Genomic DNA, 20,184 nt, shown 5'->3' on the forward strand with positions numbered 1-20,184 from the left:
CGTCGGCGCCCGACCTGCTGCCCGGGATGGCCGAGCTGACGGCGTCCGCGCTGGCCGCGATCGGGCCCGATGCCGACCCGGCCGTGCGCGCGAAGCTCCTGGCCCAGTCGGCGGCCGTCACCGCCGACTACGGGCGGGCGACCGAGGCCGTCGGCACCGCCGCCGAAGCGCTGGCGCTGGCCGAGCTCTCCGGTGACCAGGAGGCGGTGCTCGACGCCGTCCGCGCCCGGATGAAGATCCGGCCGTTCGAACTCCCGCTGGCCGAGCGGCTGCGGCTGGGCGCGCTCGCGGTGTCCCTCGGCGGCCCCGCCCGGCCGCTGGTGGCGCTGTGGGGGCACAAGTGGCGGCTGGACGCGGCGTTCGAAGTCGGCACGATCCCGGTCGTCGACACCGAGCTGGCCGCGATCGCGGCGCTGGCGGCGACGACCCGGCTGCCGCTCGTGCGCTGGCACGAGCTGCGGCTGCGGGCCTCGGTCGCGGCCTACCGCGGCGCGTTCGCCGAAGCCCGCACGCAGAACCGGCTGGCGCGCGAGCTCGCCGAGGCGGAACTGGCCGAGGACCGGTCGGCGGTCGGGATGTCGTTCGCGTTCGCCCAGCAGCTGGCGGAGGTGGTCGGCGACCCGGCGGAGCTCCCGGACGGCTACGAGGAGCTGCTGGCGATCGCCCCGCCGTTGCCGATCACGGTCATCTCCCGGCCGCTGAGCGCGCTGGTCACCGGCCGCCGCGACGAGGCGTGGGCGGAGTACGACGCCCTGCGTCCCCGCCTGCGCGACCCCGACTTCATCGGGCAGGCACCCGGAATCGGGCCGAACCTGCTGCCGCTGCTGGAGGCGTTCGAGGACGTCGAAACGGCGGAATGGCTGGCCAAGCAGGTGGCCGGCGCGTCCCCGGTCGGCTCGGGCGGGGCGGGCACGTTCTGCAGCGACTGCTCCAGCAGCTGGGCCGGTCGCCTGGCGGCGATCCTCGGGCAGCACGCGGAGGCGGTGCCGTTGTTCGAGGAGGCGATCGCCTGGGACACCCGGCTCGGCGCGCGGCCGTACGTCGTGCACAACCGCGTCCGCTTGGCGGCCGAACTGGCGGCGCTCGGCGAACTGGCCCGCGCGGAAACCTTGGCCCGCCAGGCGGCCGACGAAGCCCGCCGGCTCGGCATGCCCGGCTGGGTCCGGAACGCGGCGGCGCTCCTCGACCGGGTCCGCGCCGAGGCCGACCCGCTGACCGGCCGGGAGCGCGAGATCGTGACGCTGGTGGCCGAGCCGTTGAGCAACCGCCAGATAGCTCAGCGGCTCGTGGTGTCGGAGCGGACGGTGGAGAGCCACGTCCGCAGCGTGCTGGCGAAGCTGGGCCTGGCGAACCGGACGGAGGTGGCGGCGTGGGCGCACCGCCGCGGTCTCACGCCGGACCGAACGCGAACACCGCCTCGGTGAACTGGCCGGGGTCGAAGTCCATGGCCTGGTGGGCTTGGCCGCGCATCGCCACGACGTCGGCGGCGGGGATCAGTTCGGCAACGGCGTGGGCGGCCAGCCGGAGGTAGCCGGGGCTTTCGGTGCCGGCGAACAGCCGGACGGGAATGGCGATCTCACTGAGCCGCGCATCGAAGACCATGTTTTCGACGACGTCCAGTTCCCGGGGGATCGTGTGCGCGGCGGCCACCCGCGAGCCCCAGACGGGGGTGCGGCGCATGGCCTCGACGTCCACCCGGAGCGCCTCCCGAAGGAAGATTTCGAGGATCTGCTCGGGATCGTCGGCCGCCCGCATCCGGCGCCGCGCCTCGGGCCCGACAACCGACCCGCCGGGCTCCGGCCGAGGCGGTTCGTAGGCGACCAGCCGGCTGACGGCTTCGGTGGTCCGCGCGGCTTCCAGGGCGCAGAGGGCACCGTAGGAGTGCGCAAGGAGATAGACATCGCCCCCGGCGGCTTCGGCCACGGCGGCGATGTCTTCGCCTTCGCGCCGGATGTCGTAGTCGGCGGCTTCGGCTCGGCTGAGTCCCCGCCCGCGCCGGTCGACGAGGTGGAGGCGATAGCGCTGGGCGAGCCGATCCCGGACGGCAGCCCAGCGGGTGTGGTCGGCACCGGTGCCGTGGACGAGGACCATCGGTGGGCCGTCGCCGAGGGTTTCGTAGCCGATGACCGTCCCGTCGGGCGAGGTGACCGATGCCGTCATGGTTTGGAGGCTAGTGGTGGGTTGGGGTTTTGGTTCTGCTTCGCGCTGACGGCGGCTCGTTCGGGCAGGTCGGGTGGGTGCGCCGCCTGGAGCCTGGTGCGGCGGGGAGGCGACGCGGCCGAGGGCTGTGGGGCAAAAGGAGCGGGCGCGGAGGCCGCGGGTGCGAACGGTGCGGGCGAAGGCGGTGCGGCGGGCGCGGGCGGGGTCTGGGTCGGGGGCTCGGGTGGAGCGAAGCCGGGGCGGGGGACGGCGGTGCAGAGGGTGCCGGTGCGGCGGGCGCGGGCGGGGAAGGCGCGGGGGGGCGGAGGGCGCGGGCGGGAAGGGCGCAGGGTCGAGCGAAGCGGCGGGCGGCGGGCGGCGGGTGCGGGTGCGGGTCACGTGCTCACCGAAAGCGCCAGCGCGGAGGAAGCGGACGTAGGCGGCGCGGGTACCGATGAGGCGCGGGCGCGAAAGCTGCGAGCGCGAGGGGTGCGCATGCGGGAGTGCCGGGCGCCGCCGCTGCGGCTCCCGGCACTTCTGCTCCCCCGCTCAGGCTCAAGCCGTCCACTCGGGGTTGCGGCCCAGGTACCTCAGCAGCGTTGCCACTGCGTCGTCGGCCGGGGACGGGTTCAGCGCCGGGGCGTATGCGAAGCCTCGCAGGGGCTCTGCCAGCTGGTGGGCCACCGGGAGGAGGTGAGCCGCCAATGCCGGCGTCAGCGGGGACTTCTGGCCCGTTGCCACCGCGATGTCCCATGCGTGGACCGCCGCGTCCAATGCTGCCGCTCCGACCGCTACCGGGGCCGGGAGGGCTCCCTGGGGCAACGGGGTCGGGACCGCCTCGGCGTCCCGGGACACCGTTGCGAACGCTGCGGTCGCCGCCGCCAGGGTGGGCTCCAGGAACTCCGAGGCCGTCACCGAAAGCGAACCCGAGGGGGCGAACGGGTTGAAGTCCGGGCCGCCCGTTCCGGTGATCGCCGCCGCGTAGCCGAGCTGGTCTCCTGCCGCGTGCTGGAGGACCTGGGTGACGTTCCACTCCGCGCACGGCGTGGGGGCCGACCAGTCCGTCACGCCCGCGATCGCCGCGCGCAGGGCTTCGTGGGCGGCCTCGAGAACCGGCCAGCCGGCCTGTACGCCCGCGAAGAACTTGCGGATGTCCGCCACCAGGACCTCCGTGGCTTCGTGCGCCGCGTAGTGGCCCGCCGCGTCGCGGGGGCCGCCGCCGGTCGCCGTGACGTCGTAGGTGTTCCAGCTGACGATGTTCGCGTGGTCGCGCTCGGCGAACCTGCGGATCGACTGGAAGTCGCCCTTGAACATCGCCAGGGCCGTCGGGACCGTCGTCGGGCCCTCCGGGTGCGCCGTCGCGCGGGCGTTCTCGTAGTAGAAGCGGATCGACGAGCCGCCCGTGCGGGTCAGCCAGTACAGCGCCACGTTCGCCACCACGAACTCCGGGTCCAGGTGCTCGCCGAACAGCTGGGCGTTCCACGCCAGCAGGCCCAGCGGCGAGTCCGTCAGCGCGAACGCCAGCGTGTGCGGCTGCTGGCTGTGCAGGATGTTGAACGAGAACATGTTCTCCGAGAACCACTGCAGGTGCGCCAGCGCGGCCTGGTCGGCCTCGCTCAGGTCCGCCATCTCCGCCGGGTCGCCCGACGGGAACGAGAACAGCTGCGTGACGTGCACGCCGACGACCTTCTCCGGCGCGAGCCGCCCGATCTCCGGCGAGATCATCGACCCGCCGTCGTTGCCGACCGCGCCGTACTTCTCGTAGCCCAGCCGGCTCATCAGCTCGGCCCACGCCGCCGCCGTGCGGTGGGTGTCCCAGCCCGCCGAGCGGGTCGGACCCGAGAAGCCGAAGCCCGGCAGGGACGGGATGACCAGGTGGAACGCCGGCTCATCGGCCGACGCCGGCTCGGTCAGCGGGCCGATCACGTCCAGGTACTCCACGATCGAGCCCGGCCAGCCGTGCGTCAGCACCAGGGGCGTCGCGTCCTCCCGCGACGAGCGGACGTGCAGGAAGTGGATCTCCTCGCCGTCGATCTCCGCCACGAACTGCGGGTACGCGTTCAGCCGCGCCTCGAACGCCCGCCAGTCGAACTTCTCCAGCCAGTACTCGGCCAGCGCGCGGACCCGCTCGTTCGTGACGCCGTACTCGGCGGGCAGCTCGTCCGGCCACAGCGCCCCGCGCAGGCGGCTCTCCAGGTCCGCGAGGGCGGCCTGCGGGATCTCGACGCGGAACGGGCGGAGGGCGGGGACCGTCATGGTGAACTCCTCGGAAGGGTGGAACGGAATGCTTCGTTCCGAACTGTATCAGACCGGAACGATCCGTTCCAGTGGTAATCTCGGCGGATGCGCGAGACAGACACCGCCCTGCCCGGCCGCCGCGGTCAGGCCGCCCGCAACAACCTCGTGATCCTCGACGCCGCCCGGCACGTCTTCCTCGGCGATCCGAAGGCCCCGATCTCGCAGGTCGCCGAACGCGCCGGCGTCGGCATCAGCGCGCTCTACCGCCGCTACCCCAGCAAGGAAGCCCTGCTCTGCAAGATCTGCCACGACGGCCTGCTCATGTACATCGGCGAGGCCGAAGTCGCCGCGGAGGAGCCGGACGGCTGGGCGGCGCTGACCGGGTTCCTCGCCCGGGTCGTCGAACTCGACGTGCACTCCCTGACCGTCCACCTCGCCGGCACGTTCACCCCGACCCCCGAGATGGGCCGGGACGCGCGGCGGGCGGGCGAGCTGACCAAGCACCTGGTCGAGCGGGCGCACGCGTCCGGGCGGCTGCGCGCGGACGCCGTCGCCGAGGACATCGGCATGATCCTCGAGTGCTGCGCCGCCATCCGCGTCGACGACCAGGACCGGACGTCGGAGCTGCGCCACCGGTACCTCGCGCTGCTCGTCGAGGGGTTGTCGGCGAAAGGTCCGGATCTGCCGGGCCCGCCGCCGCGGCCGGGTGAGATGAACGGCCGCTGGCGTCCCTCCTGACGGCGGCCCCGCAACGCGTCCGGATGGCGGTAACGAATTCCGGGAGTGCGACGACTGATCAGCGTCGGCTGTCCAGAAAAGACCCCAATGCACCATCAGTCAGAGCGGCATTCCCGGACCGGAACAGCGAGATGACGACTATGCAAAGAAGCTGGCGACGGACCACGATCCTGTCTTCGGTGGCCGCACTGGCCACGGCGTTCATCGCAATCGCCCCCGCCGCGCAGGCGGACACGCCCACCAGTTCCGTCGAAGTCAGTCCCACCACGGTACTTCCGGGACAGACGTTCACGGTCACGCAAACCATTCACAACGACCGCGATTTCACGGTGACTTTCGCGAAGGGCGCCATTTACGGCACGCCGACCGCGATCGTCGACGTCGCCGACATCGTGTCCTGCACCAACACCACGGCGGTCGGCTGTTTCCAGGCCGGCAGCAGCTACCGCGCCGCCTTCGGCGACCTCGAGGCGGGCGGCACGAAGACCACGGTGTGGACCTTGCGCGTCAAGGACACCGCGACGCCGGGGCAGTTCACGCTGCAGCACCAGTTCGTCGGGGACAACTACTCCTTCGAAACCCTCGACGGCCCCGTGATCACCGTCGCCGAGCCGTCCACGCAGGCGGACGTCAAGGTCGCGCTGGGCGCCACCGGGCACGGCGGGCTGAACGCGCGCATCGACTACACGGTGACCGTGACGAACAACGGCCCGGCCGCGGCGACCGGAACCCGGGTCGTGGCCACGTATCCGGCCGGTCTGTCGTTCGCCAGCGGCAGCGGCTGCACCCACGTCAGCGGCACCCGGACCGTGAACTGTGACGTTGCTTCGCTGGCCAGCGGCACGTCGGCGACGCCGAAGTTCTCGGTGAACGGCGGCCTGCTCGCGCTCGGTTCGTACACCACGACGGCGAAGCGGACGGCGAGTTCGCCCGCGGATCCCAATGCCGCCAACGACAGCGCGTCGAAGACGTGCTCGGCGCTCACCGGGCTCATCGTGACCTGCTGAGGGTTGACGAGAGGTGAACGGGCTCGTGTCCTCCGCCAGGGACACGGGCCCGGTTCGCGTTTTCAGCCCGTGACCGAGGCGTACAGCTTCGCGATGTCGTCGTCGAAATAGGCGCTGTAGGAAACGTCCGGGGTGTCGCCGCCGAGCTGGTAACCGCCGATCACGCCGATGACGGCGCCGTCGGTGACCCACGGCCCGCCGCTGGTTCCGTCCGGGAAACCGGGGCACGCCACGCGCAGCTGATAAGTGTCGGAACGCGTCGTGTCGCCGGCGCAGACCACCGGGGAATCGGTCGTGTCGGGGTAGCCCGTGAGGGTGATCCGGTGCTCGAATCCGCGATTCGTGCCGAGCACGTTCGCGCCGGTGAGGCTTTCCAGCGAGGCGGGGTTTCCGGCCTGCCGGACGGTCAGGAACGCGAAATCCAGATCGGGATCGTTCGACGACGTCCAGCCACCGGCGACGGCCACCGAGGTCACCGCCCACTGTCCGAACGGCGCGACGCCGTCGTGGTAGCCGGGGGCGAAGGTCATGCCGTCCCGGACGCAGTGCGCGGCGGTGAGGACGAGGTCGCCCGCCGTCGAGTGGACGACGCTCGCCGTGCAGAAGTGGCTTCCGTTCGCGAACAGCGCACCGACCGGGGACGCGGCGGGCTTCGCCGGGGCTGCGGTGGGGGTGGTGGGGACGGGAGTGGTGGTGATCGCGCCCGCGGCGTAGGCGTCGTCGGCGGTCGTGCCGGTGCCGAGGACCAGCCCGGTCCCCAGGACCAGCAACGCCGCCGCGGCCGTCAGCGCGGTGCGGGGAAACTTGATCGCCACCGGTCCAGATCACCACAGGGACGCCGTGTCCGCAGCGTGCGCGGGCCGATGCACAGCGACCTCATAGTGACCTCACAGCGCGGCACAGGCTCGGCTGCCGCGAGGGTCACCCATCCTCACCTGCGCTCCTGACTGTCCGCACAGGCCGAGGAACCCACATTCGGCGCCTCCCACGCACCCATCCCCCTCGGTACGGTGACCGCATGATGCGGAAGGCCGTCGCCGTGCGGCGGGACGAGATCGTGCGGGCCGCTCTCGCGCAGATCCGGTCCCGGGGGATCGCCGGGGTGCGGGCCGCCGATGTCGCTCACTCACTCGACGTCAGCACCGCGCTGATCTTCTACCACTTCGGGACCCTCGAAACGCTCGTCATCGAAGCCTTCCGGCAGGCCGCCGAGCACGAACTGGGCAAGCTGGACCACGAGCTCGGCAAAAGCGGCCCCGCCGACAAGCGGCTGCGCGCCGTTCTCGCCCTGTACGGGCCCACCAAGCACGACAACTGGCCGCTGTGGATCGAAGCCGGCGCCGCCGCGATGCGCGACGCCGCCCTGCGGGCCGTGCTGCAGCGGCTCGACCTGCGGTGGCGGGACGCCGTCGTCGCGCTGATCGCGGAGGGTGTCGGGGCCGGGACCTTCCGGTGCCCCGATCCGCACGGCGCCGCGTGGCGGCTGACCGCGCTGCTCGACGGGCTCGCCGTCCAGGTCGTCGCCCGGCAGGGCACGGTCACCACCGGGGACTGCGAGCGGTGGGTCGCCCAGGCGATGGCGCACGAGCTCGGGTGTTGACCGGGGGATCAGGAGGGGCGATGAGCGGAACGGCGTTGCTCGAAGTGGCGTGGACCGACCCCGTCACCGGGTGCCGCGGCTACCTGGTGATCGACCGGCTCGTGCGCGGCGTCGCCAGCGGCGGGCTGCGGATGCGCCGCGGCTGCTCGCTGTTCGAGGTCCGCGGCCTGGCCCGCAGCATGACGCTCAAGGAAGGCCTCAACTACGACCCCGACGGCCGCTACATCCCCCTCGGCGGCGCCAAGGGCGGTATCGACTTCGACCCCTACGACGAGCGCGCCCGCGACGTCGTCGCCCGGTACCTGCACGCCATGCGGCCGCTCATCGAGCAATACTGGACCATGGGTGAGGACCTGGGCCTGCGCCAGGACGTCATCGACGGCGTCATCGCCGAAATCGGCCTGCTCAGCCCGGTCCAGGCCGTCTACCCGCTGCTCGAAGACCGCGACGCGGCGACCGCCCGGCTCGCGGAGGCCTTCCGGATCGAGGTCGGCGGCCTGGGGCTCGACGAGCTGGTCGGCGGCCTCGGCGTCGCGCAGGCCACGCTCACCGGGCTCGAGCTGCTCGGCATGGCCGGCCGGCCGAACCGGGTGGTGCTCCAGGGGTTCGGCGCGATGGGCGGCGCCACCGCCCGCTTCCTCGCCGACGCCGGGCTGCGTGTCGTCGGCGTCTCGGACGTGCGCGGGGTGGTCGCCAACCCGGACGGGCTCGACGTCGAAAACCTGCTCCGGCACCGCGACCGCTTCGGCGGCATCGACCGCGACAACCTCAAGCCCGGCGACGAGCTGCTGCCCCCGGAAGCGTGGCTGGACGTGCCGGCCGAGGTGCTGGTGCCGGCGGCGATCTCCTACTGCATCGACGCCGACAACCAGGCCAAGATCGGCGCGCACCTCATCGTCGAGGCCGCGAACCTGCCGGTCACCCCGGACGCCGAGGAGCTCCTCGACCGGCGCGGGATCCGCGTGGTGCCGGACTTCGTCGCCAACTCGGCGACCAACTCCTGGTGGTGGTGGACGCTGTTCGGCGACGTCGGCGCGGACGCCGAGGAAGCCTTCGGCAAGGTCCGCGCCCGGATGCGCGGCCTGGTGACCGGCATGTTCGAGGTCGCCACGCTCGACGGCCTCAGCCTCCGCGACGCCGCGCTGCAGCTGTCGGAGAAGAACCTCGAGGCCATCCAGGCCCGGTTCGGGTGAGGGAACGAATCCGCCCCCAAAGTAGTTGAGCGTTGTATGAAACTCGGCATCTACAGCTTCGGCGACCGCGCGCCGGACCCGCGCACCGGCGACCAGCCCACCGTCGCGCGGACGCTGGCCAACACCCTCGAGCGGATCAAGCTCGCCGACGAGCTGGGCCTGGGCTTCTACGGCCTCGGCGAGCACCACCTCGACCAGTACGCGATCTCGAACCCCGGCACGGTGCTGGCCGCCGCCGCGAGCGTGACGAACCAGATCACCCTGAGCTCCGCCGTCACCGTGCTGAGCACCGAGGACCCGGTCCGCCTCTACCAGCAGTTCACCACGCTCGACCAGCTCAGTCACGGCCGCGCCGAGCTGCTCGCCGGGCGCGGGTCGTTCACCGAGTCGTTCCCGCTGTTCGGCAACGACCTCGGCGACTACGACGAGCTCTTCGAGGAGAAGCTCGCGCTGCTCCTGCGCATCGACCGCGAAGACCCGCTGACCTGGTCCGGCAAGTTCCGGCCGCCGCTGGAGAACGCGCGGATCCTGCCCCGGCCGTACGGGGAGCGCCTGCGCATCTCGGTCGGCACCGGCGGCAACCCCGAGTCGTCGATCCGCGCCGGCCTGCTCGGCCTGCCGGTGGTGTACGCGGTGATCGGCGGACAGCCCGAGCGCTTCGCCCCGCTCGTCGACCTCTATCGCCGCGCCGGGGAAGCGGGCGAACAGCAGGACCTGCACGTCACCATGGGCGCGATCGGCTTCATCGCCGAGAAGTCCCAGGACGCCAAGGAAGTCTTCTACCCGTACTGGCTCGAGACGATGAAGTACGGCGCCCGCGCCCGCGGCTGGGCGGTCCCGACCCGCGCGGAGTACGACGAGTTCACCCGCGACGCGAACGCGTTGTTCGTCGGCAGCCCGCAGGAGATCGCCGAACGCCTGATCGCGGTCGGCAAGCTCACCGGCGCGGACCGGTACGCCATGCAGATGGACTGGTCCGGTGTCCCGCACGCCGAAGTCATGCGGGCCATCGAACTGCTCGGCACCGAGGTGCTCCCGCTGGTGGAAAAGGAGTTCTAGACGTCGTTCGCGGCGATGTAGCCGAACGTCATCGCGGGGCCGATGGTCGACCCCGCGCCGGCGTAGCTGTGGCCCATCACCGCCGCGCTCGCGTTGCCCGCCGCGTACAGGCCGGGGATCACCGAGCCGTCCGGGCGCAGCACGCGCGCCCGGGCGTCCGTGCGCATGCCGCCCTTCGTGCCGAGGTCGCCGGGGACCAGCCGCAGCGCGTAGTACGGCGCCTGCTTCAGCTGGGCCAGGCAGGAGTTCGGGGCCACCGACGGGTCCGTGTAGTAGTGGTCGTACGCACTCGCGCCGCGGCGGAAGTCGGGGTCGGCGCCGGCGCGGGCGAAGCCGTTGAAGCGGTCCACAGTGGACTTCAAGACGGCGGACGGCACGCCGATCTGCGTGGCCAGGCCCTGGACGCTCGACGCCTTGAAGACCGCGCCCGCGCTGTACCAGGCGTCCGGGAACGGCAGCAGCGGCGCGATGTCGCGGAAGAGGTACCGGTTGCGGTAGTTCTGGTCGACGATCAGCCAGGCCGGGATGTCCGGGGCCGCCGGGTTCTTGTCGTACATGGTGTGCACGACGTCGCTGTAGGGCGCGGCTTCGTTGACGAACCGCTGCCCGGCCTGGTTCACGATCAGCCCGCCGGGCAGGGTCCGCTCGGCCAGGCAGAAGTACGGGTCGCCCGGGGTCGGGAGGGCCGGGCCCCACCAGGCGTCGTCCATCAGGTCGAGCGCGGCGCCGGCCCGCTGCCCGGCGCGGTGGCCGTCGCCGGTGTTCTCCTTCGCGCCGACGGTCCAGTCGGTGCCGATCGGCTGCCGCTGGTACTGCGCGCGCATCGCCGCGTTGTGCTCGAACCCGCCGGAGCCGACGATCACCCCGCGCCGGGCCCGCACCAGCCCGCTCGGCGTCACCACCCCGGTCACCGCGCCGTTTTCGACGTTCAGGTCGACGAGCGGGGTGTTGAGCAGCACCGGGACGTTCGCCCGCTGCAGGCCCACGCGCAGGCCGGCGGCGAGCGACTGCCCCATGGTGAGCGGCTTCTGCCCGGCCAGCGCGGCAGCGGTGCCGCGGGCGAGACACTCGGCGGCGACCGCGGCACCCTTGGCGTTCACCAGGGCCAGGTTCAGCCACTTGTAGTCGGCGCTGAAGACGACGAGCCCGGGCGGGGTGGCGAGGTAGGGCGGGTTCAGGTTCGCCAGCTCGGCACCGAGCAGGTTCCCGTCGAACTGGTCCGGCTCGATCGACCGGCCGTTCGGCAGCCCGCCCGGCAGCTCCGGGTAGTAGTCGCTGTAGCCCTCCATGAAGCGGAACCGCAGCGGGCTGTTGGCCAGGACGAACGAGATCATCGCCGGGCCGTTGCGCAGGAAGGCCTCCTGACGCGCGGCCGGCACGTCCGGGCCGACGACGGCGGCGAGGTACTGCGCGGCCTTCGCGGGCGTGTCCGGGACGCCCGCGGCGAGCAGCACCTGGTTGTTGGGGATCCAGATGCCGGCCCCGGACCGGGCCGCGGACCCGCCGAAGGTCGGCGCCTTCTCGAGCACGACGACGCTCAGCCCGCGTTTGGCCGCGGCCAAGGCCGCGGTCATGCCGGCGGCGCCGGAGCCGACCACGACGACGTCGTACTCCCCCGCCGGCGCCGCGGCGGCCGGAGCCGCGAGCCCGGCGGTGACGGCGAGGCCCACCCCGGCGGCGCTGCCGCGGAGGAGCTGGCGGCGGGTCAGGTCGGCATCCATGGCGACTCCTCGCTCGCGGGAACGGCGAGGGTCATGGTCTCCGGCACGACCTTAAACTGGAACAGGTTCTACCCGAGTGGAGCAGTGCCGCCCGGCGCGGCTCGGCCGCCGGAGTCAATGGGAACGGGCATTCGGCGCAGGCTCACCCCCGCCAGGTCACCGGCACCTCCTCCGGCCCGCGCACCGACAGCGGCGGCCGCCAGGTGATCGTCTCCCACGGTACCGCCAGGTCCAGCCCCGGCAGCCGGTCCAGCAGCGCCCGCAGCGCGATCTCGCCTTCGAGCCGGGCGAGTGCCGCGCCCAAGCAGAAGTGGATGCCGTGCCCGAAGCCGAGCTGCGGTGCGTCCTTCCGGCGGATGTCGAACGCCGCCGCCGGCGGGAACGCGTTCTCGTCCCGGTTCGCGGCCCCGACGTGCGCCAGCACCGCCTCCCCGCGGCGCACCAGCACCCCGCTCAGCGTGACGTCCTCCAGCGCGACGCGCAGCAGGGACGAGTCGACCGGGCCGTCGTAGCGCATGATCTCCTCGACCGCCCCCGGCGTCAGCGCGGGATCGGCACGCAACGCCGCCAGCTGCTCCGGGTGCCGGCTCAGCAGGACGATCCCGCAGCCGATCAGGCTGACCGTCGTCTCGTGGCCGGCGAGCAGCAGCTGGGTGGCCAGGTCGATCAGCTCCGGCTCGGTGAGCCGGTCGCCGTCCTCGTCGCGGGCGTGCACCAGCGCGCTCAGGAAGTCGTCCGCGGGCCGGGCGCGCTTCTCCGCCACCAGCGCGGCCATGTCCTCGGCGCCGTCGCGGCGGGCCTGCTCGACGTCGGCGGGCGCGTGCTGCATCGGCGTCACGATCACGCGCGACCACCGCGCGAACCGCGCGCGGCCGGCGAACGGGACGCCGAGCAGCTCGCACATGACCAGCGTCGGCAACGGGAAGGCGAACGCCTCGACCAGGTTCGCCGGCGGCCCGTGCGCGATCATCGCGTCGACGAGCTCGTCGGCGATCTCCTGGATCCGCGGCCGCAGCGCGGCGATCCGGCGGACGGTGAACGCCTGCGCCGACAGCCGCCGCAGGCGCGTGTGGTCGGGCGGGTCCAGGTTCAGGATGCTGTGCTCGCCGGTCGAGAAATCGCCCGGCTCGATCAGGCACGGCGCACCCGGGTACAGCAGGTTGCGGCTGAACCGCGGGTCGGAGAAGACCGTGCGGACGTCGTCGTAGCGGGTCACCAGCCAGCCTTCGTGCCCGCTGGGGAACGCGATCCGGGACATCGGCGGGTGCCCGGCGTAGACCTCCCCCATCGGGACGGCGGGGTGGTCCTTCTCGGCGGGGTAGACAGCGGTCATGCCGCCGATGATGGGCGCCCCTCCCGGCATCGCGGAAGGCGGTCGACCACGGGAAACCCGTCCGGACGCCGGAAACCGCCCGGACGGCCTCACCCGCGTGGTGTCCTATGTGGACACAAGCAGTAAGTTGACGTCCTCCTCAAGTTGTGGCTAAGTTGAGAGTGTACTCAACTTGAGGAGGTTGCTTTGCCAAAAGTGCTCGCCGTCCTGGGGGCCGGCCCCGGACTGGGCCTGTCGATCGCCCACCGGTTCGGCCGCGAAGGCTTCACGACCGCGCTGGTTTCCCGCACCGACACGCGGCACGCGAGTTACCGCGCGTCCCTGGCCGGGATCGATGCCCGCACCTACACGGCCGACGTCACCGACGAAGACGGGCTCCGCGACGTGCTCGTCCGCATCACCGCCGACGCCGGCGAGATCGACACGGTGTACTTCGGGCCGGCCGACGCCACGGCGGGCCCGGGCATCACGCCGCTCACCGAAGCCGGTGCCGGCACCCTGCGCGCCACGTTCGATTCCGTCGTGCGCCCGGCGGCGCAACTGGTCGAAGCCGTGCTGCCGGGCCTGGTGAAGCGCGGCTCGGGGTCGTTGCTCTTCGCCGGTGGCCTGAGCGGCAAGTACCCGATGCCGATGCTCGGCAGCCTCGCCCCGGCGTCGGCGGCGCTGCGGATGTACGTGCTCACGCTGCACGAAGCCCTGCGCGAAACGGGCGTCCACGCCGGGATCCTCACCATCGGCGGCCTCATCGAACGCGGCGACATCCACCGCGCGTTCACCGCGCAGGACCACGGCTTCAGCGTGGGCACGCTCGATCCGGACGACATCGCCGAACGGGCATGGCAGGTCTACACCGAGCGGGAAGCCGAAGCGGAGTTCAACGCGATGGCGGCGGTCTAGGCGAGATAAGCGAGTTCCGGGTGCGCGGCGGCGTAGGCGTCGAGCAGCCGCCGGGCGACCGGCACCGAGCCGACCAGCGGGTGCAGCGCGAACGCCCGCAGCGCCGCCGCCCGCGAACCCGTCGTCGCCGCTTCGATCACGGCCCGCTCGACGGCCTTGACCGTCGTCACCAGGCCGAGCGCGTGGTCGGCGAGGGGCCCGGTGGCGAGCGGGCGGGCGCCGCCGGCGTCGACCACGCACGGGACCTCGACGACCGCGTCACCCGGCACGCCTGGCAGGGCGGAACCGTTGCGGACGTTGAGGATCAGCGTCGTGCGTTCGCCGTGCGCGAGGGCGCGCATCAAGGCCAGCGCGACCTTCTCGTAGCCGCCGCCTTCGAGGTCGTCACGCTCCCCTTCGCGCGTTTCGGCCATGTACGTCGCTTCGCGTTCCAGGCGCGTGCGTTCCCACGAAGCCAGCGAAGGCTCCGCGTAGAAACCGCGTTGCTGCTCGAGGAGGAACGCCCCGCGCGACTCCGAACCCGCGGCCTCGCGGGCGAAGTAGTAGTAATGCAGGTATTCGTTGGGGATCGCGCCGAGCGTGCGCAGCCAGTCCGCGCCGAAGAGCCGGCCCTCCTCGAACGACTCGCACGCGGCGGAGTCGGCCAGCAGCCGCGGCAGGACGTCCTCGCCGCCGACCCGCACCGAGCGGAGCCAGCCGAGGTGGTTGAGCCCCGCGTAGTCGAACTTCGCCGCCGCCGCGTCGATCCCGAGCGCCCGGCCGACGCGGCGGCAGAGCCCGACCGGCGAGTCGCAGATGCCGATCACCCGGCCGCCGAGGTGCGCGGCCATCGCTTCGGTGACCAGCCCCGCGGGGTTGGTGAAGTTGATGACCCACGCGCGCGGCGCCAGCTCGCCGACCAGCCGCGCGAGGGCGACCGCGACCGGGACCGTCCGGAGTCCGTAGGCGATCCCGCCCGCGCCGGCGGTTTCCTGGCCCAGCACGCCTTCCGCGTGCGCGATCCGCTCGTCCAGCCGGCGGCCGCGCAGGCCGCCGACGCGGATGGCCGAGAACACGAAGTCCACATCGGACACCGCGGTGGCGAGGTCGGTGGTGGTGCGGACCCGTGGCGCGTCCGCGACGCCGTCCGCCTGCTCGGCCAGGACCCGTTCGATCGCCGCGAGGCGCCCGGCGTCGACGTCGTGCAGGACGAGCTCGGTGACCTCGCCGCCGGCCAGCAGCGCCCCGTGCACCAGCGGCACGCGGAACCCGCCGCCGCCGAGGATCGCCAGCCTCATGGGCGGCCGCTTCGCTCGTTCGAGTCACAGCCGTGCCGCATTCGCCGACCCTAGCAGCCGGGAGCACGCAATCCGTGGCCGAAACGGCCCAGCTCTTGCGATTCTCCGTTCGCTGACGCAGGCTCGGGCCGACCACCCGAGTGATCGCCGTGGAGGCGCCCGTGCCGGCTGAGCCCACCCCCGAAGTCGACGTCTTCCTGTCCGGCCTGCTGTTCTTCGACCTGGTCTTCACCGGGCTCGAACGCCCGCCGGCGCCGGGCACCGAGGTGTGGACGGGCGGCATGGGCTCGGGGCCGGGCGGGATCGCGAACTTCGCCGTCGCGCTGAGCCGGCTCGGCCTGCGGACGTCGCTGGCGGCGGCGTTCGGCACCGACGTCTACGGGCGCTACTGCTGGGACGTGCTGGCCCGCCAGGAGCACATCGACCTGTCGCGGTCGCGGCGGTTCCCGGAGTGGCATTCGCCGGTGACGGTCTCGCTGGCCTACGCGGACGACCGCGCGATGGTCACCCACGGCCACCCGCCGCCCGTCCCGGTCGCGGAGCTCGCCGGTTCGCCGCCGCCGAGCCGGGCGACGGTGGCGCACATCGGCCTCGACACCGCCGAATGGGTGCACAGCGCGCACCAGTCGGGCAGCCTGGTGTTCGCCGACGTCGGCTGGGACCCGTCCGAGGCCTGGTCGCCGGCGCTGCTGGAGCAGCTGGGGTGCTGCCACGCGTTCGTGCCGAACGAGATCGAGGCGATGCGCTACACCCGCACGGACACGCCCGAGGCGGCGCTGGCCCGGCTGGCGGAGCTGGTCCCGATCGCGGTGATCACCCGCGGCGGCGAGGGGGTGCTGGCGGTGGACGGGACGACCGGCGAGACGGCGGCGGTCCCGGCGCTGCCGGTCGACGTGCTCGACGCGACGGGCGCGGGCGACGTGTTCGGCGCCGGGTTCGTGGCCGCGACGCTGACGGGCTGGCCGCTGGTGGAGCGGCTGCGGTTCGCGTGCCTGACGGCGAGCCTGTCGGTCCAGCACTTCGGCGGCGCGCTGGCCGCCCCGGGCTGGCACGAGATCGCGCAGTGGCACGCGCGGACCCGCAGCCCGGAGTACGCGTTCCTGGACGACGTGCTGCCGTCCGAAACCGTGGCCGGCACCCGCCGCGGCCCGGTGACCCTCGGCTTCGGCGACGACGCCTGGCGCTGACCCGGCCCAGGTGCCGGCCCTGACCAGCTGATGGACGCCGAGCCTGCCTTCCACGTGGACAGCGCGCTGCTGCCGGGGATGGTCGAGGTCGACTGGCTGACGGCGTCGGCCGCGAGGAGACGCGAGAGCACCTCCTGCGCTCTCGCGTCTCCTCGGCGGCTAACCGTCCAAACGGGACCAGAACGCGGTCAGGGCGCGCGCCACCGGGTGCGGGTCCGTCACCGGCCACCAGTGCCCGGTACCGGGGAGCTCGGCGATCTCGGCACCGGCGGCCTCGCCGGCGAACCGGTGCTGCGCGGGAGTTCCGCTGGCCTGGTCGGCGTCCGCGAGGGCGATCAGGGCCAGCCCGGGCCGTTGCCGGGCCTTCGCGAGGTCGCGGCCCGCCTCGGCCATCGCGGGCTGGGCGGCCGACCGCAGGAGCGAGAGCACCGCCCGCCCCATGCCGTCGTCCATCCCGGCGGCCACGCGTTCCGCGGCCGGGCCGGTCATCCCGAGCGCGGTGACGACCGCCAGCCGCTGCTCGAAACTGCCGCCGAAGATCTCCTTCACCGAGGCCTCGCCCGCCCCTTCCTGCTGCCACACCTGCGCCCGCGCGTGCCAGACGTAGTCCGGCGCGAAGAGGCCGAGCGCGTCCGAGGCCCAGCTGCGGATCAGGTCCGGGCGGGTCATCGCGATCTGGGCGACGTGCGCGCCGCCCCAGTCGTGGCCGACCAGGTCGACCGGTTCCTTGAACTGCTCCAGCCGCGCGGCGAGCCACTCGCCGTAGCCCGCCACCGTGGCGGAGAAGCCGTCCGACGCGGGCACCCCGAAACCGGGCGGGGACAGCGTCACCGCGTCGTCCCGGCCGAGGGCGGCGATCAGCGGTCCCCACACGCCTGAGTTCTCCGGGTTGCCGTGCACGAGTACCAGGGGAACAGCCATCTCCACTCCTAACTTGCGTGCATGTCTGCAAGTAAGTGTAGCAGCGACCGGCGCCGGGCGGCCACGGCCGGAAACTACGGCGCGACGGCGAACGCCGCGCGGACCGAGCGCGTCGCCTCGCGGATGAGGGCGGGGACGTTGCGCACCGGGGGCTGGGCGATCAGCTGCAGCCCGGTCCCCCGGACCAGGGCGACGACCAGCACAGCGGCCGCGGCCGGGTGCACGTCGGACCGGACGGACCCATCGGCGACGCCCTGGCGGACCACGTCCGCCAGCAGCTGCCGGAAGTCGGCGTCCCGGCGGGCGAACAGCGGCGCCAGCAGGGGGTCGGCCGCGATCGCCTCGCCCCACAGCTGCAGGAAGGCGCGCGCCGACGGGGTGCGCCGCACGACGTTGCGCAGGTACGCCTCGACGATCCGCACCAGGTGCTCCAGGCCGTCCCCGTCGTAGGCGGGGACGTCGAACCGCTGCGCCGCGTCGAGCACGGCTTCCAGCAGCCGTTCCCGGCTGCCGAAGTGGTGGTAGACGATGCCGCGGCTGTAGCCGGCGGCTTCCCCGACCTCGGCGAGGGTGACGGCGCGCGAGCCGCTGCGCGCGATGAGCGCCATGGCCGCGTCCAGCACGCGCCGCTCGGTCTCGGCGCGTCGTTGCTCCTGCGTTCGCCTCGCCGGACGATCGGTCATGCGCGGTGCTCCCCTGCCGGGCGAAGTGGTCGACGAAGTGTGCCACGCTCCGCCGACCACCGGGCCGGCCGGACCTACCCCACCGACACCCGCAGGATCTTGTTGTGGCTGTTGTGCGGTGTGCTGTCCTTGTCGCCGTCCACGCTGGTGGCCAGCCACATCTGCCCGTCCGGCGCGGGCTCGGCCGTGCGGAGCCGGCCGTAGGTGCCGTTGAAGAACGTCTGGAAGTTCGTCAGCGAGCTGCCGCTGATCACCGCGCGGTAGAGCCGCGCCCCGCGCTGGCAGGCCACGTACAGCGCGTCACGGATGATCGTGATGCCGCTGCACGAACCCTGCGCCACCGGGTACGTCTTCTTCGGCGCGATGAACCCGTCGCACGAACCCGACGTCCCTTCGCAGGACGGCCAGCCGTAGTTGCCGCCCTTCACGATCAGGTTCGTCTCGTCCATGACGCTGTTGCCGAACTCCTGCTCCCATAACCGGCCTTGGGAGTCGAACGCCAGGCCCTGGACGTTGCGGTGGCCGTAGCTCCACACCGCGTTGTGGAACGGGTTGTCCGCCGGGATCGAGCCGTCCGGGTTGATCCGCAGCACCTTTCCGTTGAGGCTGCCGGTGTTCGGGGCGTTGCCGCTGTTCTGCGCGTCGCCCGTGCCCGCGAACAGGTACCGGCCGTCCGGGCTGAACCGCAGCCGGCCGCCGTTGTGGAACTTGTTGCGCGCGATGCCGGTCAGCAGGACCTGCTCGGTGCTCGTGGTCAGCGAATCGGCGGCCGGGTCGTACTTGATCCGCACGATCCGGTTGTCGCTGCCCGAAGTGTGCATGATGTAGAGCCAGTGGTCGGAGCCGAACGACACCGGGTTGATCTCCAGCCCGGTCAGGCCGCCTTCGCCGTCGGTGCTCTGCACGTTCGGAACGGTGCCGATCGTCTTCTTCGCGCCGGTCTTCGGGTTCAGGTGGACGATGGCGTGCGCGTCACGCTGGTTGTAGAGGATCGTGCCGTCCGGCAGGGTCACCAGGCCCCACACGACGTCGTCGTCCGTGCCGACCTGCGTGGCGCCGCAGACCCCCTGCGACGGCGTGCAGTTCGACCCGCCGGTGGTGGTGACGTCCAGGACCGGCGTGCTCGGGTCGCCGAGGTTGCCGTTCCCGTCGACCGCCCGCACCTGGAGGTGGTAGGCGGTGTTCGGGGTCAGGCCGCCGAGCGTGGTGCTCGCCGTGTCGGACGTCCCGATCTGCGTGGTGCCGTGGTAGATCCGGTAGCCGGTGACGCCGACGTCGTCGGTCGACGCCGTCCACGCGAGCCCGATCGAGGTGCTGTTCACGGCGGTGGTGTGCACGTTCGTCGGCGCGGACGGCGGCGTGTGGTCGTCCCACGGCGGCGTCTTCACCTGGAGCGTTCCGCTGGCCTGGGAGACGTTCCCGGCGGCGTCGCGGGCGTTGACGTAGAAGCCGTAGCTGCCGTTCGGGCCGAGGTTGCCGCAGGTCGCGGTGAGCGCGCCGGTGGTGCCGGCGCAGAGCTGGCCGTCACGGTAGACGTCGTAGCCGGTGACGCCGGTGTTGTCGGTCGCCGCGGTCCACTCGATCGTGGCACTCGTGGGGGTGACCCCGACGAGCGTCGGCGTGCCGGGCGGCGACGGCGGCTGGACGTCGCCACCCGAACCGTAGACGCCGAATTCCTGCAGCGAATAGCCCTTCGACGAGTCGGTGCGGCAGCGTTTCGTGCCGTACACCCGGACGTACCGGCCGGTGCCGTCGAGGGCGGTGAGGTCCTCGACGCCGCCCTTGCCCGCGTCCGTCGCGTAGATCTTCGTCCAGGTGACGTGGTCGGTGGACGTGTCGATTTCGTAGGCGGTGGCGCAGGAAGCGTCCCACTGCAGCCGGACGCGGCTGACGTGCACCGCCGCGCCGAGGTCCACGTAAATCCACTGTGGATCGACACCGGCCGCGCTCGCCCAGCGGGTCGCGCTGTCGCCGTCGACCGCGTTCGCCGCCGGGCAGCAGCCGCCCGACGAGGACGCGGTGACCGGCTTTCCCTGCGACAGCAACGGGTCCGCGGCGGCCGCCGGGGTGCTCGCCGCGGCGGTGAGCGCGACCGCGATCGCCCCCGCCCGGATCAGTCGACTCATACCGTCCTCCATGGCTGATGACGACGGCGGAGGTCGGGAAAACCCTACGAGCACGGCGGTCCGGT

The 20,184-nt window shown here is 72.6% G+C and carries 18 protein-coding genes; 8 read left to right on the top strand and 10 right to left on the bottom strand.

Annotation, left to right across the window (positions count from 1 at the left end; translation table 11 throughout):
* Positions 1-1,424: helix-turn-helix domain-containing protein (locus ACWEVN_RS07995; protein WP_452050691.1), on the top strand; the 1,424-nt coding region annotated here is incomplete at its 5' end.
* Here ACWEVN_RS07995 and ACWEVN_RS08000 read toward each other — a convergent pair.
* Together ACWEVN_RS08000 and ACWEVN_RS08005 are read right to left on the bottom strand one after the other, a co-directional pair.
* The gene (locus ACWEVN_RS08000; protein ID WP_452050692.1) at positions 1,390-2,160 is read right to left on the bottom strand and encodes an alpha/beta fold hydrolase; all 771 of its coding nucleotides are present in this window, start codon (positions 2,158-2,160) and stop codon (positions 1,390-1,392) included. The two genes, ACWEVN_RS07995 and ACWEVN_RS08000, sit on opposite strands and share 35 nt — an antisense overlap.
* A 534-nt stretch (positions 2,161-2,694) precedes the next feature.
* Positions 2,695-4,395, bottom strand: a complete 1,701-nt coding sequence (locus tag ACWEVN_RS08005) for a TIGR03086 family metal-binding protein (protein WP_452050693.1) — start codon at positions 4,393-4,395, stop codon at positions 2,695-2,697.
* Between the two features lie 87 nt (positions 4,396-4,482).
* On the opposite strand from ACWEVN_RS08005, the gene ACWEVN_RS08010 reads away from it, so the two are divergent.
* Positions 4,483-5,115 carry a TetR/AcrR family transcriptional regulator gene (locus ACWEVN_RS08010; RefSeq protein WP_452050694.1) on the top strand — a complete coding sequence of 211 codons (633 nt, stop codon included), beginning with the start codon at positions 4,483-4,485 and terminating at the stop codon, positions 5,113-5,115.
* Positions 5,116-5,173: 58 nt separating this feature from the next.
* On the opposite strand, the gene ACWEVN_RS08015 is transcribed toward ACWEVN_RS08010, so the two are convergent.
* On the bottom strand, positions 5,174-5,413 hold the full coding sequence (locus tag ACWEVN_RS08015; RefSeq protein ID WP_449686374.1) for a hypothetical protein: 240 nt from the start codon (positions 5,411-5,413) through the stop codon (positions 5,174-5,176).
* Between ACWEVN_RS08015 and ACWEVN_RS08020 the strand changes: the two genes are divergently transcribed.
* On the top strand, positions 5,295-6,122 hold the full coding sequence (locus ACWEVN_RS08020; protein WP_452050695.1) for a hypothetical protein: 828 nt from the start codon (positions 5,295-5,297) through the stop codon (positions 6,120-6,122). The genes ACWEVN_RS08015 and ACWEVN_RS08020 overlap by 119 nt on opposite strands.
* Before the next feature lie 62 nt (positions 6,123-6,184).
* On the opposite strand, the gene ACWEVN_RS08025 is transcribed toward ACWEVN_RS08020, so the two are convergent.
* Positions 6,185-6,937, bottom strand: a complete 753-nt coding sequence (locus ACWEVN_RS08025; protein ID WP_449686367.1) for a trypsin-like serine peptidase — start codon at positions 6,935-6,937, stop codon at positions 6,185-6,187.
* A 203-nt stretch (positions 6,938-7,140) separates the two neighbouring features.
* On the opposite strand from ACWEVN_RS08025, the gene ACWEVN_RS08030 reads away from it, so the two are divergent.
* Genes ACWEVN_RS08030 through ACWEVN_RS08040 form a run of 3 tightly spaced genes read left to right on the top strand, consistent with a single transcriptional unit; the run spans position 7,141 to position 9,974 of the window.
* Positions 7,141-7,722, top strand: a complete 582-nt coding sequence (locus ACWEVN_RS08030; RefSeq protein WP_452050696.1) for a TetR/AcrR family transcriptional regulator — start codon at positions 7,141-7,143, stop codon at positions 7,720-7,722.
* Positions 7,723-7,742: 20 nt separating this feature from the next.
* Positions 7,743-8,915, top strand: a complete 1,173-nt coding sequence (locus ACWEVN_RS08035; RefSeq protein ID WP_452050697.1) for a Glu/Leu/Phe/Val dehydrogenase dimerization domain-containing protein — start codon at positions 7,743-7,745, stop codon at positions 8,913-8,915.
* A gap of 36 nt (positions 8,916-8,951) precedes the next feature.
* Positions 8,952-9,974 carry an LLM class flavin-dependent oxidoreductase gene (locus tag ACWEVN_RS08040; protein ID WP_452050698.1) on the top strand — a complete coding sequence of 341 codons (1,023 nt, stop codon included), beginning with the start codon at positions 8,952-8,954 and terminating at the stop codon, positions 9,972-9,974.
* Here ACWEVN_RS08040 and kstD read toward each other — a convergent pair.
* Together kstD and ACWEVN_RS08050 are read right to left on the bottom strand one after the other, a co-directional pair.
* Positions 9,971-11,695, bottom strand: coding sequence for a 3-oxosteroid 1-dehydrogenase (gene kstD, locus ACWEVN_RS08045; RefSeq protein ID WP_452050699.1), 1,725 nt, complete (start codon positions 11,693-11,695; stop codon positions 9,971-9,973). The genes ACWEVN_RS08040 and kstD overlap by 4 nt on opposite strands.
* Before the next feature lie 142 nt (positions 11,696-11,837).
* Positions 11,838-13,028, bottom strand: a complete 1,191-nt coding sequence (locus ACWEVN_RS08050; protein ID WP_452050700.1) for a cytochrome P450 — start codon at positions 13,026-13,028, stop codon at positions 11,838-11,840.
* Positions 13,029-13,223: 195 nt separating this feature from the next.
* Between ACWEVN_RS08050 and ACWEVN_RS08055 the strand changes: the two genes are divergently transcribed.
* The gene (locus ACWEVN_RS08055) at positions 13,224-13,925 is read left to right on the top strand and encodes an SDR family NAD(P)-dependent oxidoreductase (protein ID WP_452050725.1); all 702 of its coding nucleotides are present in this window, start codon (positions 13,224-13,226) and stop codon (positions 13,923-13,925) included.
* Here the strand turns inward: ACWEVN_RS08055 and ACWEVN_RS08060 are convergent.
* Positions 13,922-15,202 (bottom strand): 6-phospho-beta-glucosidase, encoded by a 1,281-nt coding sequence (locus ACWEVN_RS08060; RefSeq protein WP_452050701.1) that lies wholly within the window; start codon positions 15,200-15,202, stop codon positions 13,922-13,924. The two genes, ACWEVN_RS08055 and ACWEVN_RS08060, sit on opposite strands and share 4 nt — an antisense overlap.
* 161 nt (positions 15,203-15,363) lie before the next feature.
* Between ACWEVN_RS08060 and ACWEVN_RS08065 the strand changes: the two genes are divergently transcribed.
* The gene (locus ACWEVN_RS08065; protein ID WP_449686360.1) at positions 15,364-16,389 is read left to right on the top strand and encodes a carbohydrate kinase family protein; all 1,026 of its coding nucleotides are present in this window, start codon (positions 15,364-15,366) and stop codon (positions 16,387-16,389) included.
* A gap of 159 nt (positions 16,390-16,548) precedes the next feature.
* Here the strand turns inward: ACWEVN_RS08065 and ACWEVN_RS08070 are convergent, their stop codons facing one another.
* The 3 genes from ACWEVN_RS08070 to ACWEVN_RS08080 form a co-directional block, all read right to left on the bottom strand.
* The gene (locus ACWEVN_RS08070) at positions 16,549-17,310 is read right to left on the bottom strand and encodes an alpha/beta fold hydrolase (RefSeq protein ID WP_452050702.1); all 762 of its coding nucleotides are present in this window, start codon (positions 17,308-17,310) and stop codon (positions 16,549-16,551) included.
* A gap of 74 nt (positions 17,311-17,384) precedes the next feature.
* Complete coding sequence (locus tag ACWEVN_RS08075) at positions 17,385-17,993, bottom strand: TetR/AcrR family transcriptional regulator (protein ID WP_449686358.1); 609 nt, start codon at positions 17,991-17,993, stop codon at positions 17,385-17,387.
* Positions 17,994-18,067: 74 nt separating this feature from the next.
* Positions 18,068-20,119, bottom strand: a complete 2,052-nt coding sequence (locus ACWEVN_RS08080; RefSeq protein ID WP_452050703.1) for a PQQ-dependent sugar dehydrogenase — start codon at positions 20,117-20,119, stop codon at positions 18,068-18,070.
* Positions 20,120-20,184 lie beyond the last annotated feature (65 nt).

It is taken from the genome of Amycolatopsis sp. NPDC003861, from assembly GCF_053605405.1.